This window comes from Pseudomonas acericola (SeqCode), from assembly GCF_053456465.1.
On the sequence record NZ_JBRFJB010000006.1, the window covers coordinates 193953 to 209393 of the forward strand.

A 15441-nucleotide genomic window follows, 5' to 3' on the forward strand; every position below is an offset into this window, starting at 1 on the left:
GCGCTGCAACACACCTCAACCCCCTGATTTCACTGGCCCACAACGCAGTGGCCCAACCTTTGCTCTACGCTTAACAAGCGCAGCAGCGCTGCACTCCAATAAACATAAAAGCCAGGAGATACCCACCATGCGTTACGCACACCCCGGTACTGAAGGCGCCATCGTTTCGTTCAAGGCCAAATACGGCAATTACATCGGTGGCGAATTCGTTGCGCCGGTCGATGGCAACTATTTCACCAACACCTCGCCGGTCAACGGCAAGCCTATCGCCGAATTCCCGCGCTCCACTGCCAAAGACATCGACAAGGCGCTCGACGCCGCCCACGCCGCTGCGGACGCCTGGGGCAAGACTTCGGTGCAGGACCGCTCGCTGGTGCTGCTGAAAATCGCCGACCGCATCGAACAGAACCTCGAACTGCTGGCCATCACCGAAACCTGGGACAACGGCAAAGCCGTGCGTGAAACCCTCAACGCCGACATCCCGCTGGCCGCCGACCACTTCCGCTACTACGCCGGCTGCATTCGCGCCCAGGAAGGAAGCAGCGCCGAAATCAACGAACACACCGCCGCCTACCACTTCCACGAGCCGCTGGGCGTGGTGGGCCAGATCATCCCGTGGAACTTCCCGCTGCTGATGGCCGCCTGGAAACTCGCCCCGGCCCTGGCCGCCGGCAACTGCGTGGTGCTCAAGCCGGCCGAACAAACGCCGCTGGGCATCAACGTGCTGCTGGAAGTGATCGGCGACCTGCTGCCACCGGGCGTGCTCAACGTGGTGCACGGCTTCGGTAAAGAAGCCGGTGAAGCGCTGGCCACCAGCAAGCGCATCGCCAAGATTGCGTTCACCGGCTCCACGCCGGTGGGTTCGCACATCATGCATGCTGCGGCCACCAACATCATTCCGTCCACCGTTGAGCTGGGTGGCAAGTCGCCAAACATCTTCTTCGAAGACATCATGAAGGCCGAGCCGTCCTTTATTGAGAAGGCTGCCGAAGGCCTGGTGCTGGCGTTCTTCAACCAGGGTGAAGTGTGCACCTGCCCGTCCCGTGCGCTGGTGCAAGAGTCGATCTACGACGACTTCATGAAAGTAGTGATGAAGAAGATCGTGGCAATCAAACGCGGCGACCCGCTGGACACCGACACCATGGTCGGCGCCCAGGCGTCCGAGCAGCAGTTCGACAAGATCCTGTCCTACCTGGAAATCGCCAAGGGCGAAGGCGCGCAATTGCTCACGGGCGGCAAGGTCGAGAAGCTCAGCGGCGATATGGCCGGCGGCTATTACATCCAGCCGACCCTGCTCAAGGGCACCAATGAAATGCGCGTGTTCCAGGAAGAAATCTTCGGCCCGGTGGTGAGCATCACCACGTTCAAGGACGAAGCCGAAGCCCTGGCGATTGCCAACGACACCGAGTTCGGCCTGGGTGCCGGCCTGTGGACCCGTGATATCAATCGTGCGTACCGCATGGGCCGGGCGATCAAGGCGGGCCGCGTGTGGACCAACTGCTACCACCTGTACCCGGCGCATGCCGCGTTTGGCGGTTACAAGAAATCCGGTGTGGGCCGTGAGACGCACAAGATGATGTTGGATCATTACCAGCAGACCAAGAACTTGCTGGTGAGCTACGACATTAATCCGTTGGGTTTCTTCTAACTAACGGACAAACAGCCTGTTCCCACATTTGCAATGCAATCAAGTGTGGGAGCTGGCTTGCCTGCGATAGCGGTGTGTCATTCAACAGAGATATTGGCTGTGCCGGCCTCATCGCAGGCAAGCCCGCTCCCACACTTGGATCTTCATAAGTACTTGCTTACATGCATTCGGCGCACAGATGCCGAGTTAAAAACAATAACAATGAAAGGTACTTCCCCATGCCTAGCGAACCGACTGGATCTTCCGTCGACTTCGAAAAAGTCGATTCCCAATACTTCCAACAACGCGAACTGAAAAAAGGCGCCGCCGGCTGGGTGCTATTAGTGGGCCTTGGTGTTGCCTACGTCATCTCCGGCGACTACGCCGGCTGGAACTTCGGCCTGGCCCAAGGCGGCTGGGGCGGCATGTTCCTCGCCACATTGCTGATGGCCACCATGTACCTGTGCATGTGTTTTTCCCTGGCCGAGTTGTCCTCCATGATTCCTACCGCCGGCGGTGGCTACGGCTTTGCCCGCAGTGCATTCGGGCCCTGGGGCGGGTTCCTCACCGGCACCGCAATCCTGATTGAATACGCCATCGCCCCCGCCGCCATCGCGGTGTTTATCGGTGCGTATTGCGAGTCGCTGTTCGGCATTGGCGGCTGGATGATTTACCTGGCGTTCTACATCATCTTTATCGGCATCCACATCTTTGGCGTCGGCGAAGCCTTGAAGCTGATGTTTGTGATTACCGCCGTCGCCGCGATTGCCTTGGGCGTGTTCCTGGTGGCGATGGTGCCGCACTTCAATGTCGCTAACCTGTTGGATATTCCGGTGACGGAAGCCAAGGGCGCCAGCACCTTCCTACCCTTTGGCTACGTGGGTGTGTGGGCGGCGATTCCTTATGCCATCTGGTTTTTCCTCGCCGTAGAAGGCGTGCCGTTGGCGGCTGAAGAAACCAAGAACCCAAAACGCGACCTGCCGCGCGGTTTGATTGGCGCCATTGTGGTGCTGACCAGTTTCGCCCTGCTGATCCTGGTGATCGCACCGGGCGGCGCGGGCACCTACGCGCTGGTCAAATCCGGCAACCCGCTGGTTGAAGCGTTGGCCCTGTCCTACGGCGGTTCCACCTGGATGGGCAGTTTCGTCAACCTGGTCGGCCTGGCCGGCTTGATCGCCAGCTTTTTCTCGATTATCTACGCCTATTCGCGGCAGATCTTCGCGCTTTCCCGGGCCGGTTACCTGCCGCGCAAACTGTCGCAGACCAACAAGAGCAAGGCGCCGGTGCTGGCGCTGGTGATCCCCGGCATCATCGGTTTTGGCCTGTCGCTGACCGGCCAGGGTGACTTGCTGATCCTAGTGGCGGTGTTTGGCGCGACCATTTCCTACGTGCTGATGATGGCCGCGCACATCACCCTGCGCATCCGTCGCCCCAAAATGGACCGTCCGTACCGCACACCCGGTGGCATCTTCACCTCCGGCGTCGCCTTGGTCCTGGCCTGCGTGGCCGTGGTGGCGGGCTTCCTGGTGGATCCGCGCGTGGTGATTGGCGCCGCGATCATCTATGGAGTATTAATTGCTTACTTTGCTTTCTACAGCCGGCATCACTTGGTAGCAGGCACGCCCGAAGAGGAATTCGCGGCGATCCAGGCCGCAGAAGCCGCCTTGCACTAACTGCCGTAAACCTCGACGCGGGCGTCTGCCCGCGTCGTCAAGGAGACACTGTATGGCAAGCTTTTCCCACGCGGTGGGTACACAAACCTACCGCTTCGACAGCCTGAAAGACGTGATGGCGAAGGCCAGCCCCGCACGTTCCGGGGATTTCCTCGCCGGCGTGGCCGCGCAGAACGACGGCGAGCGGGTCGCGGCGCAAATGGCGCTGGCCAATATCCCGCTGAAACACTTCCTCGAAGAAGCGCTGATTCCATATGAAAGCGATGAAGTCACCCGGCTGATCATCGACACCCACGATAAACAAGCATTTGCCGTGGTCAGCCACCTGACCGTCGGCGGCCTGCGCGACTGGCTGCTCAGCGACGCCGCCGACGAACACAGCCTACGCGCGCTGGCGCCGGGGCTGACACCGGAGATGGCCGCCGCCGTCTCCAAGATCATGCGCGTGCAGGACCTGGTGCTGGTGGCGCAGAAGATCCGCGTGGTCACCCAGTTCCGCGGCACCATGGGCCTGCGCGGGCGTTTATCCACACGCCTGCAACCGAACCATCCTACAGACGAACCGGCAGGCATCGCCGCGAGCATTCTCGACGGCCTGCTCTACGGCAACGGCGACGCCATGATCGGCATCAACCCGGCCACCGACAGCATCGCTTCGATCTGCGCGATGCTGGAGATGCTCGACGCGATCATCCAACGCTACGAGATCCCGACCCAGGCCTGCGTGCTGACCCACGTCACCACCTCGATCGAAGCGATCAACCGTGGCGTGCCGCTGGACCTGGTGTTTCAGTCGATTGCCGGCACCGAGGCGGCCAACGCCAGTTTCGGCATCAACCTCAACGTGCTGCAGGAAGGTTACGACGCGGGCCTGAGCCTGAATCGCGGCACCCTGGGCCAGAACTTGATGTATTTCGAAACCGGCCAGGGCAGCGCCTTGTCGGCCAATGCGCACTTTGGCGTGGACCAGCAAACCTGCGAAACCCGCGCGTATGCGGTGGCGCGGCACTTCAAGCCGTTTTTGGTGAATACCGTGGTCGGTTTTATCGGCCCCGAGTACCTGTACAACGGCAAACAGATCATCCGCGCCGGCCTCGAAGACCACTTCTGCGGCAAGTTGCTGGGCGTGCCGATGGGTTGCGACATCTGCTACACCAACCACGCCGAAGCCGACCAGGACGACATGGACACCCTGCTGACCCTGCTCGGCGTGGCCGGGATCAACTTCATCATGGGCATCCCCGGCTCCGACGACATCATGCTCAACTACCAGACCACCTCGTTCCACGACGCGTTGTATGCCCGGCAAACCTTGGGTTTAAAGCCGGCGCCGGAATTTGAACAGTGGCTGGCGAAAATGGGCATCTTCACGCAAGCCGACGGCAAGGTGCGCTTCGGCAACAGCCTGCCACCGGCATTTCGCCAAGCCTTGGCGCAATTGGGATGAAGGAGCCGCCCGTGCAACTCGACCTACCAGAGAACCCGTGGCTGGAACTGCGCCGCCTGACCCCGGCGCGCATTGCCCTGGGCCGTACCGGCACCAGCATTCCCACCAATGCCCAGCTGGACTTCCAGTTCGCCCACGCTCAGGCGCGGGACGCGGTGCACCTGCCTTTCGACCACGCCGGCCTCAGTGGCCAGTTGGCCGAGCGCGGCCGTGACAGCCTGCTGCTGCACAGCGCCGCGACGGACCGGCACAGCTACCTGCAACGCCCGGACCTGGGGCGACGCTTGAGCGATGAATCGGCACAGGCGCTGCGTGACCATGCGGAGGCCAATCCTGGCGGCGTGGACCTGGCGGTGGTAGTAGCCGATGGCCTGTCCGCACTGGCCGTGCATAAACACACGTTGCCGTTTCTGACACGCATGGAAGAACAGACCCACGCCGAAGGCTGGTCCTTGTCGCCCGTGATCCTGGTAGAACAAGGCCGCGTGGCCGTGGCCGATGAGATTGGCCAACTGCTCGGCGCGAAGATGGTGGTGATCCTGATCGGCGAGCGGCCGGGGCTCAGCTCGCCGGACAGCCTGGGGCTGTATTTCACCTACAACCCCAAGGTCGGCCTTACCGATGCGTATCGCAATTGCATCTCCAACGTGCGCCTGGAAGGCCTTAGCTACGGCATGGCCGCCCATCGCCTGCTTTACTTGATGCGAGAGGCGTGTCGCCGACAGCTGTCGGGGGTCAATCTCAAGGATGAGGCGCAGGTGCAGACCATCGAATCGGATGATCCCGACCTGATGAAAGGTAATTTCCTGCTCAGTTCACCGGATGACTGATCGCTGCACGATTGCGCTTTTTCACGCCATTAGGCAGCATCGAGTCACGGCCGCTTGTGTGGTCATACCCCATTTGGAAGTTGAGGCCTGACATGCGGATTACTCAAGCGACCCTGGAACACCTGGACCTGTTGACCCCGTTGTTCGTCAAATACCGCGAATTCTACGGGGCGTTGCCCTTCCCGGATTCGTCGCGGGCCTTCCTGGAAAAGCGCCTGCGGCGCAAGGAATCGGTGATTTACCTGGCCCTGGCCGATGATGATGACAAGAAGCTGCTGGGGTTTTGTCAGCTGTATCCGAGCTTTTCGTCGTTGTCGCTCAAGCGCGTGTGGATTCTCAACGACATCTACGTGGCCGAAGACGCCCGCCGGCAATTGGTGGCGGACAACCTGATGCGCACGGCGAAAAAAATGGCCAAGGAAACCCATGCCGTGCGGCTGCGGGTGTCCACCAGCAGTGACAATGAAGTGGCGCAGAAGACGTACGAGTCGATCGGGTTCCGTGAAGATACGGAGTTCAAGAACTACGTGCTGCCGATCAGCGAGGACTGACCATAGATCCCACAAGCACCACAAATCCCCTGTGGGAGCGGGCTTGCTCGCGAACGCGGTGGTTCAGTTAGAGCATCTTTGACTGACACACCGCATTCGCGAGCAAGCCCGCTCCCACATTTTGGATCGGTGTATATCCTTACAAATCGCGACATCCCCCGCTACAAAACCAACAGGCTTTTCACCTCTCGATCCGTATAATGCGAGCCTTTCAAGGATGTAAGAATCGCGACAAATACTTGTAGCCATACTTACCCAAGCTTCCGCACTGGCCTGCTGAGCCGAGCCATTCACACAGGTGCCATCCATGGATTTCAACCCGCTCGACCTTATCCTGCATCTCGACGTTTACCTCGACATGCTGGTAACCAACTACGGTCCGTGGATCTACGCCATTCTGTTCCTTGTCATCTTTTGCGAAACCGGCCTGGTGGTCATGCCGTTCCTGCCGGGTGATTCGCTGCTGTTCATTGCTGGCGCGGTGGCAGCCGGCGGCGGCATGGACCCGGTCTTGCTCGGCGGCCTGTTGATGCTGGCGGCGATACTCGGCGACAGCACCAACTATGTGATCGGGCGAACAGCCGGAGAACGCTTGTTCAGCAACCCGAACTCGAAAATCTTCCGTCGCGACTACCTGCAAAAAACCCACGACTTCTACGGCAAGCACGGCGGCAAAACCGTGACCCTGGCGCGCTTCCTGCCGATCCTGCGCACGTTTGCGCCGTTCGTCGCCGGCATCGCCCGCATGCCTTACCCGCGCTTCTTTGGTTTCAGCGTGCTGGGCACCATCCTCTGGGTCGGCGGCCTCGTAACCCTGGGCTACTTCTTCGGCAACGTGCCGTTTATCAAGAAGAACCTCTCGCTGCTGGTGGTGTTTATCATCCTGCTGTCGCTGGTGCCGATGATCATTGGCGTGTTCCGCAGCCGCTTTGGCCGCACGTCCTCCGAAGCCAAGCCGCAGTAACCGGCGGTGTGGTCCCTCAGCGCCTGGCGTCGCCGGCGCCTGCTGGCCAAGCACCCGATTGCCGATGACACCTGGCAACGGGTGCGCCAGCACCTGACCTTTCTCGACGGCATCAGCGCCGAGCAGGATCAATGGCTGCGCGAAGCCTGCGTGATCTTCCTCGCCGAAAAACACCTCACCGCCCTCCCCGGCGTCGAGCTGCACCAGGAACAACGCCTGCTGCTCGCCGCCCAGGCGCAACTGCCGTTGATGAACCTGGGCGACCTCGACTGGTACCAGGGCTTCCACGAAATCGTGCTGTACCCCGACGACTTCCTCAGCCCCCAGCGCCATCGCGACAGCAGCGGCATCGAACACGAATGGGACGGCGAACACAGCGGAGAAGCCTGGCAACAGGGCCCGGTGATCCTCGCTTGGCCCGGCGTGTTGGCCAGCGGCAACTGGGAAGGCTACAACCTGGTCATCCACGAACTGGCACACAAACTCGATATGCTCAACGGCGACGCCAACGGCCTGCCGCCGCTGCACCACGACATGCGCGTGCAAGAGTGGGCCAGCGTGATGCAAGGCGCCTACGACGACCTCAATCGTCAACTGGACGCCAACCCGGATGCCGAAACGGAGATCGACCCCTACGCTGCCGAAAACCCGGCGGAGTTCTTTGCCGTCACCAGCGAATACTTTTTCAGCGCCCCGGATTTACTGGTCAATAGTTATCCACAGGTGTACACCCAACTCAGCCGCTTTTATCGCCAGGATCCCCTGGCCCGCCTGCACCAACTGCAAGCCGGCGACCCGCGTTATCAGCCGCAAGGCGAATGACCGTACGACGTCTGGCGCATGGCATCGGCGCCAGAATGTGCCTATAATCGCCGCCACTTTTAGGCCAATCCGGCCAAGTTTCTTGGCCAATTAACGGGGGCAACGCCCAATGAGCTACAGCAAGATTCCGGCTGGCAAAGACCTGCCGAACGACATCTACGTCGCCATCGAGATTCCGGCCAACCACGCGCCGATCAAATACGAAATCGACAAAGACAGCGACTGCCTGTTCGTTGACCGTTTCATGGCCACCCCGATGTTCTACCCGGCCAACTACGGTTTCATCCCTAACACCCTGGCTGACGACGGTGACCCCCTCGACGTGCTGGTCGTAACCCCTTACCCGGTTACCCCAGGCTCGGTTATCCGCGCGCGTCCAGTTGGCATCCTGAACATGACCGACGACGGCGGCGGCGATGCCAAAGTTATCGCGGTACCCCACGACAAGCTGTCCCAGCTGTACGTGGACGTGAAGGAATACACCGACCTGCCGCCACTGCTGCTGGAACAGATCAAGCACTTCTTCGAGAACTACAAAGACCTCGAAAAAGGCAAATGGGTGAAGATCGACGGTTGGGGCAACGCAGACGCCGCCCGCGCCGAGATCATGAAGTCGGTTGCCGCCTACAAAGGCTGATCACCGCGCCTCATGGCGAAAGCCATAAAAGAAAGCCCCGATTTTTCGGGGTTTTTTTGTGCACGGCATTAAACGCCAAGTTCAACAAAGAGCAACTAACGTTTAACAATACAAGAATTCTGAAAAACAAAACCACAACTAAGCAAAAACCTACACGCGCAATTCAACGCATGGTTTATTTGATTTGTTTTCCTCGCCAGTAAACTCTGCGTTTATGAATACATCAGGTGATCGTTTAAAAGCGCTGTTACGGGAAGTTCATCTTTCCGCCTCCGACTTCGCCAAGAACCGTGGCGTCACGCCTCAACACGTGAACAACTGGTTCAAGCGCGGCGTCCCCATGGGCCGACTCAACGAGATCGCAGAACTGCTGTGCGTCTCCAGTCGCTGGCTGAACACCGGCCTTGGCCCCAAACACCCGCCGGCCAACTTTCTATTGGACGGCCCCACTGCAAGGAATGCATTGCCCACCCGCGAAGACAGCGGCAAATACCTCACAGGCCCGGCCTGCGCCCCGGAAAAAATCGACGTGGAGATCCCCCTCCACCCCACTTTCACCTCCACCGAGCGCATCCGCGTCTCCCTGCACACCCTCGAAGCCCTCAGCGTAAACCCCGATCGCGCTGTCGGCGCCTACATGGCCGACAACAGCATGATCGACATCATCCAACAGGGTTCAACCCTCGCCATCGACAGCGGCCGCACGCAAATCGTCGACGGCGAAATCTACGCCGTTGAACACGACGGCATGCTGCGCATCAAATACCTCTACAACCGCCCCGGCGGCGGCCTGCGCATGCGCAGCCACAACACCAGCGAACATCCCGACGAATACCTCACCTACGAGGAACGCTTCGAACAGAGCGTGCAAATTGTTGGCTGGGTGTTCTGGTGGTCCACCCTCAACAACCGCCGCCCACCCGTGCCGCTGGATGAACACCTGTTGGGCTGGGAAGGCTCTAAATCGGAACCGGAGGTGGGCATTTGAGGTGAATGTGGGTATCATGCGCCGCACATTTGGCAGGGGATGGCTTAAGGCTATTCACCCTGCTCGGCGATGCGGAGGAGTTCCCGCGGATGCCCCTACTATTCAGCCAGACGCAATGTTGGCTGAGCGATTTGAAGGCTGTTGAGGTTTGTCAAAAACAAGCTGAAGCAGTCAGCGAGAAGCCGGCCACAAGCCGGCTTTTTAATGCCCGCAAGAAAGTCATAGTGACCTTCGCGACAACGCCGAACGAACCAAAGCCTCCCTCACATTGTCTCCTTTGAGTTGACGGTAAGACACGCGCCAGCCGATTTATCACCTGCGGCCCACCCATTAATCTGTGCCCATGTTGAACGCAACGCCCAACCAACCTAAACAAAAAAGGATTCAACCATGAGCACGCCAACCTACAACCGCTTGAACAAAGACGACGCCATCGTACTGCTGGTTGATCACCAAACCGGCCTGATTTCCCTGGTGCAGGACTTCTCGCCCAACGAGTTCAAGAACAACGTGCTCGCCCTGGCGGACCTGGCCAAGTTCTTCGACCTGCCGACCATCCTCACCACCAGCTTCGAGCAAGGCCCCAACGGTCCGCTGGTGCCGGAGTTGAAAGAGATGTTCCCGGACGCGCCGTACATCGCCCGCCCTGGCCAGATCAACGCCTGGGACAACGAAGACTTCGTCAAGGCGATCAAGGCCACCGGCCGCAAGCAGATCATCATTGCCGGTGTGGTCACCGATGTGTGCGTCGCCTTCCCGACCCTGTCGGCACTGGCGGAGGGCTTTGATGTGTTTGTGGTCACGGATGCATCGGGCACATTCAACACCACCGTGCAGCAGGCCGCATGGAGCCGCATGACCCAGGCCGGCGCGCAGATGATGAACTGGTTCTCGGTGGCCTGTGAGCTGCACCGCGACTGGCGCAACGATATCGAAGGCCTGGGCAACCTGTTGTCCCAGCGCATTCCGAACTACCGCAACTTGATGAATGGTTACTCGGCGCTGACGGCGCGCAAGGACTAAACCAAACGATTGAACCGCCAGGCCTGCCCTAGAAAGCAGGCTTTGGTTGTTGGTGGGCCAACGGTGCAAAACGGTTCTATCGCCGCCGCCATTCGTAGACCATATTTGAGTGGATCAATCGTGCAGCAGGCTGCTGCACAACTAGAAAGCTGATAGATATCAACCTATCGTCAGCGCAAACGTGCAGGAATAACGCGCTCCGTTATTTGTGCAAGAGGTGCTTGCACAAATGCCGCCCTTGACTCTCCCCCATACAGCACCCCCTACCCTGAATCCCCCCTTTCAGGACACCCCACCATGCCCCACCGCATCCTGGTCATCCTCGGCCACCCCGCCACCACCAGTTTCTGCGCCGCCCTCGCCGATACCTACACCCGCAGCGCAAAAAGCGCCGGCCATGAGGTGCGCGTCCTACGCCTGGGCGAACTGGATTTCGACCCGATCCTGCACAACGGCTACACCCAGATCCAAGGCCTGGAACCCGACCTGCTCAGCGCCCAGGCCGACATCCTCTGGGCCACTCACCTGACCTTCGTGTTCCCGATCTGGTGGGGCGGCATCCCGGCGTTGTTGAAAGGCTTTATCGACCGCATTTTCCTACCAGGCTTTGCCTTCAAATACCGCGCGGGCAAGGCGTTCCCCGACAAGCTATTAGCTGGCAGGACAGCACATTTGTTGGTGGCCCTGGACACGCCGCCATGGTATTACCGCTGGTTCTACCGCATGCCGGGCGTGCATCAGATGCGCAAGACCACCCTGGCGTTTTGCGGCATCAAGCCGACCCAGACGTTGCTGTTCGGGCCGGTGTTGGGATCGACACCGACAAAACGGGAAAAATGGCTGCAACAGGCCGGCGCACTCGTGGGAAAAGGGAGTTTTCATGTACATCGGCAAAGCCGCGCAACTGTCAGGCACGACCATCAAGGCGATTCGTCACTATGAGGCGATTGGCTTGTTGCCAGCACCGCAACGGGAAGGCCAGTACCGGGTCTATTGCGAGCAGAGTGTCGAGCTGCTGATGTTTATCAAGTGCGCACAACAGTTGGGATTCAAGCTCAAGGAGTTGCAGGAAATCCTCCACGGCGACCCCGGCAATGCGTTGGCGCAGCAACGTGCGACGCAGGCGATTGCGCAGAAGAAGCAGGAGTTGGTCACGCAGATTGCAGCCCAGCAAAAGGTGCTTGCCGGCCTGCTGGCCTTTGAGGCCAGCCTGGACGGTGCGCAAGGGCAGTGCCAGTTCGAACGCCTGGTTGAAACTGGCCGCCCGTCACGGTCTTAGTTGAGCACGTCGCCCCATTTGCGTTGCACTTCATGTTCACGGGCCACGCTGATGCGGGTCAGCGCGTCCACCCAGGCCACTGCGCCGTTGTTGGCTTCGCGCAGCAGCGACATGATGTCGTCCATCTCGAAGTCGCCTGGCTCAGTGGCGTTGGTGTACTCGTCGAGCATTTTCCTGACCAGTTCATTGAGCTGCTGCTTGCTCGCCACTTTGGTCATGATCAGCAACATGGGCATCACGTCCTCATCGACATTGAAGGTGCTGAAGGCGTTGTGTTCTTCGTAACAACTCAAAATGACGCCAAAACCGTTGAGGAAGCTTTCCAGAATCTTCTCTTGGCTGCGCACCGCCTCGGGCACCTTGTGGAAGGAAAAACCGTACATCAGGGCCAGCACAAAAAAGACCTGATCCTCGACTTTCTTGTCGGGGAAACCGATCAGTTTTTCGGCTTTAGGCAGTAGCGCTTCAAGGAATCCGATGGGCAACTGCCAGATGAACTCTGCCTCCGGATCGTCGTGCAGCTCTTGCTTGAGCTCCTGCAAAATGACGCGCAGGGTCTCAATCGGTTGCTGCCCCGGACGCACCCCTGGCTCATCGTCCATCAACAGGTCGTCGAGGTCGGCATGGTAGCCACGGTTCACCGGTGTGATGTCGGGCAGCGCGGCGACGCGTTCGGCTTCACCGACCAGCAGTTTGTCGAGGAGCTTGTTGCGGTTTTCCAGCACGAAGCGCACGAAGGTTTCTTCCTTGAGCGCCAGGCGCACCACACCCGGCAGGAAGGCGTAGATAAAGCCGCCAAGCTTTTCCACGTTAGCGTCATCACGCAACGCTGCCAGCGACGCCTCGCCGGTTTTTTCCTTGAGGAACGGCAAGATCTTCGGTTTGTTTTGCTCGATGGCCACGGCGACGTAGCCCAGCAGTTTGTCCTTGGCGCCGGCTTTTTTCTGTTGCTCGGCGGGGCTGCTTGCTTCGGCGTCGTCGATGACCGCCAGGGCGAAGATTTCTTCGGTTTGCGCAGGCTCAGGCGCCGCACTTTCGGGCAGCGCAATGCCATCGACCGAGGCTTGGCGCGCATCCACCAACGCTTGGTCGATCAGCGAGAAAAACTCGCCCAACTCCTTTTCGCCGACCTGGGTGAAGGAACCGACCTTGCGCGCATTGATGTAAAGGTCGCGCTTCTCCACCGACACCCCTTCCAGGTGACGCCAGAAAAACAGGCGTGGCGCTTCAAACACCATTTTCAGCGCCAGCTTGCTCTCGCCCATCAGCACGCCTTCCTTGGCGCCGCCGAACAGGGTGTCGTCGATCAGCACCAGCACTTCATCTTCACGCATATTGGCGCCGTAGGATTCCAGCGCCGCTTGCAGCTTTTTCTGCGGGATATGCGGGCGCACGTAGACGCGCTCCAGGCCCAGGCGCTCCGCCAGGTTGACCGTCATTTGCACCACGGCGTCGACTTGTGCAGCGCTCAATTCCTGACTGCCGGCCGCCGCTTTCACTTCCGCACGCTTGGCGCTGGGCTGATCGGCGGACTGACTGCGCATCCACTCCAGCACCAACGTAAAGCACTGGTTGAGGTCGGCCTTGTCCGGCATGTTGAAGGCAATTGCCTGACGCTTGTTGAGGAAGAGTTTGCTGCCCTGAATCTCCAGGGACTGCACTTCGCTGTAGGCATAGCTGACAGCGTCGCTGAAGGTTTCGCGGATCGCCAGGCAGTCATGCCCGATCAGGCAACCGTCCTTGCCGCTGCCGAACATGGTGTCGTCGATCAACACCACCACGTCGCTGGGGTCCAGCGTCAAATCGTAAGCCGCCAGGGCATTGCTCAGCAGCTTCTTGGGAATATTCGGCGCGACATGCACGCGCCCCGAGCTTGAGTACTTTTTGGCCTGCAAGAACGCCAACAACGACATATCCCTATCTCCTCAAACGCGCTTTTTTTGCCTGCACTGTCCACGGGTGGCTGCAGGTCGTGGCGCAGAATAGCACTAGGCCATTACTGTGATAACCGCCTCCGCCACACGATGCGAAGGCGAACAGGCGTTCTTGCGACAATTTCTCATTAGCACTACCATCCCCTCCCCAACCCCAGAGCGGCGCTCCCTGCCATGTCCGACGACCCCGGCAACCGCAACCTCGGCCCGCTCTATCGCCGTCACCGCAGCGAACTGCTGGCCTACCTCACCCGCCGGGTGAACTGCCGCGAAACCGCCAACGACCTGCTGCAAGACGCGTTTATCCGCCTGATGAACAGCGAAGTCGCCAAGATCGGCAACGTGCGCGCCTTCCTCTACCGCATCGCCAACAACCTGAGCATCGACCACGCCCGTCGCAACCGCGTACGCGGCATTCGCGACGAACAGGACTTGCAGGACCTGGCCAGCGACGCCGACCCGCAAGGCAGTGCGATCGCCGGAAATACCCTGGAGCATTTGCAGCGCCTGATCGATGGGCTACCCTCGCCCACCCGTGAAGTGTTTCTGCTGGCCCGGGTCGAGCAACTGAGCTACAAGGAAATCGCCATTCGCCTGGGCCTGGATGCCCGTGCGGTCGAGCGGCATTTGAACAAGGCCATGGCCCATTGCGCGGCGGTCCTGCAAGGCAACGAGTCCCGATGAATAATCACCCTGCACCCTCGCCGTCCGAACGTGATCAGCAAGCGCTGGATTGGTGGACGTGCCTGCGCAGCGCAGACGTCAGCGCCGAGCAGCGCAATGAGTACGCGTTGTGGCGTGCAGATCCGCTGAATGCCAATGCCTACCAGAATGTGGAAATGCTCTGGCGCCTGCTGGAGCAACCGGCCCACGCAGTACGCCGCAGCGAACGACGCCGGCCGCTGCCACGACGTACGCTGTATGCCGCCGCAGCCTGCGTATTGCTGGCCTTTGCCACGCTGATGCTGGCGACACCGCCGCTAAACACCTGGGGCAGCGATTACGCCACGGCCACCGGGCAGCAGCAGGACATCGCCCTGGCCGACGGTTCGCAGGTGCACCTGGACAGCGACAGCGCCGTCGATATCACCCTCAACAACGATGAACGCCGCGTGCACCTGTTGCGCGGGCGGGCGTTCTTCGACGTGAGCCACGATGGCCGCCCGTTCGTGGTGCAAACCGGCAACACACGGGTGCGCGTGCTGGGCACGGCGTTTGCCGTCAGCCATGGCGCGACCCAAGACGAAGTCACGCTGCTGCGCGGCCGTGTCGAAGTGATGGGCGGCGGGCAACATCAAATGCTGCAACCGGGCGAACAACTCAAGGTCATCGAGGGCCAGGTGCAAGCGCCGCAAGCCGTCGATGCCGAGCGCCTGCTGGCCTGGCGCGACGGCCAACTGCGCGTGCGCAATGCACCGTTGCGCGAAGTGCTGGAGGAGTTGATGCGCTACCAGGGCGGCCGGGTGATCTGGCTCGACGAGCAGGTCGGGCAGCGGCCCATCAGTGCCAGCTTCAACTTGAAACAGATCGACAGCGCCCTCGACGCGTTGATCAGCACCCAAAAATTGCGCACCACCGCGCTGACCCGTCGCGTGCTGATCGTGCGCGGTTGATGTCCCGCAAAAAATTATTTTCACCTCCCACGGTAATTCGGCTGCCTGCTGCG

General features: G+C 60.1%; 15 protein-coding genes. 14 read left to right on the forward strand and 1 reads right to left on the reverse strand.

All coding sequences use genetic code 11. The annotated features are described in order from the left end of the window. The first annotated feature begins 127 nt into the window (after positions 1-127). The 12 genes from exaC to ACU688_RS22220 all read left to right on the forward strand — a co-directional run bounded on the left by exaC (position 128) and on the right by ACU688_RS22220 (position 11841). Positions 128-1648 carry an acetaldehyde dehydrogenase ExaC gene (gene exaC, locus ACU688_RS22165; protein WP_448186405.1) on the forward strand — a complete coding sequence of 507 codons (1521 nt, stop codon included), beginning with the start codon at positions 128-130 and terminating at the stop codon, positions 1646-1648. Between the two features lie 218 nt (positions 1649-1866). After that, entirely contained in the window at positions 1867-3300 is a 1434-nt protein-coding gene (eat, locus tag ACU688_RS22170; protein WP_017735607.1) for an ethanolamine permease, read from the forward strand. Positions 3301-3352: 52 nt separating this feature from the next. Continuing rightward, on the forward strand, positions 3353-4747 hold the full coding sequence (locus ACU688_RS22175; RefSeq protein ID WP_124525118.1) for an ethanolamine ammonia-lyase subunit EutB: 1395 nt from the start codon (positions 3353-3355) through the stop codon (positions 4745-4747). Beyond that, positions 4744-5577 carry an ethanolamine ammonia-lyase subunit EutC gene (eutC, locus tag ACU688_RS22180; RefSeq protein WP_448186406.1) on the forward strand — a complete coding sequence of 278 codons (834 nt, stop codon included), beginning with the start codon at positions 4744-4746 and terminating at the stop codon, positions 5575-5577. Before ACU688_RS22175 ends, eutC begins: the two co-directional genes overlap by 4 nt. A 92-nt stretch (positions 5578-5669) precedes the next feature. Continuing rightward, complete coding sequence (locus ACU688_RS22185; protein ID WP_017735604.1) at positions 5670-6128, forward strand: GNAT family N-acetyltransferase; 459 nt, start codon at positions 5670-5672, stop codon at positions 6126-6128. Positions 6129-6435: 307 nt separating this feature from the next. Continuing rightward, positions 6436-7092: a DedA family protein gene (locus ACU688_RS22190; protein WP_448186407.1), complete on the forward strand. Its 657-nt coding sequence runs from the start codon at positions 6436-6438 to the stop codon at positions 7090-7092. 6 nt (positions 7093-7098) lie between these two features. Continuing rightward, entirely contained in the window at positions 7099-7914 is an 816-nt protein-coding gene (locus ACU688_RS22195; protein ID WP_448186408.1) for a M90 family metallopeptidase, read from the forward strand. Between the two features lie 109 nt (positions 7915-8023). Beyond that, positions 8024-8551 (forward strand): inorganic diphosphatase, encoded by a 528-nt coding sequence (ppa, locus tag ACU688_RS22200; RefSeq protein ID WP_003176323.1) that lies wholly within the window; start codon positions 8024-8026, stop codon positions 8549-8551. A gap of 214 nt (positions 8552-8765) precedes the next feature. After that, positions 8766-9539: a LexA family transcriptional regulator gene (locus ACU688_RS22205; protein WP_448186409.1), complete on the forward strand. Its 774-nt coding sequence runs from the start codon at positions 8766-8768 to the stop codon at positions 9537-9539. Positions 9540-9929: 390 nt separating this feature from the next. Next, entirely contained in the window at positions 9930-10562 is a 633-nt protein-coding gene (gene ycaC / locus ACU688_RS22210) for an isochorismate family cysteine hydrolase YcaC (RefSeq protein ID WP_236410913.1), read from the forward strand. Between the two features lie 297 nt (positions 10563-10859). Next, positions 10860-11504, forward strand: a complete 645-nt coding sequence (locus ACU688_RS22215; RefSeq protein WP_448186410.1) for an NAD(P)H-dependent oxidoreductase — start codon at positions 10860-10862, stop codon at positions 11502-11504. After that, the gene (locus ACU688_RS22220) at positions 11443-11841 is read left to right on the forward strand and encodes a MerR family transcriptional regulator (RefSeq protein WP_448186411.1); all 399 of its coding nucleotides are present in this window, start codon (positions 11443-11445) and stop codon (positions 11839-11841) included. Before ACU688_RS22215 ends, ACU688_RS22220 begins: the two co-directional genes overlap by 62 nt. Here the strand turns inward: ACU688_RS22220 and ACU688_RS22225 are convergent. After that, positions 11838-13754: a hypothetical protein gene (locus ACU688_RS22225; RefSeq protein WP_448186412.1), complete on the reverse strand. Its 1917-nt coding sequence runs from the start codon at positions 13752-13754 to the stop codon at positions 11838-11840. The two genes, ACU688_RS22220 and ACU688_RS22225, sit on opposite strands and share 4 nt — an antisense overlap. Positions 13755-13949: 195 nt before the next feature. Here ACU688_RS22225 and ACU688_RS22230 point away from each other — a divergent pair, with 195 nt between their 5' ends. Together ACU688_RS22230 and ACU688_RS22235 are read left to right on the forward strand one after the other, a co-directional pair. Then, complete coding sequence (locus ACU688_RS22230) at positions 13950-14459, forward strand: RNA polymerase sigma factor (protein ID WP_448186413.1); 510 nt, start codon at positions 13950-13952, stop codon at positions 14457-14459. Further along, complete coding sequence (locus tag ACU688_RS22235) at positions 14456-15388, forward strand: FecR family protein (RefSeq protein ID WP_448186414.1); 933 nt, start codon at positions 14456-14458, stop codon at positions 15386-15388. The genes ACU688_RS22230 and ACU688_RS22235 overlap by 4 nt, the downstream gene beginning before the upstream one ends. Positions 15389-15441: the final 53 nt, after the last annotated feature.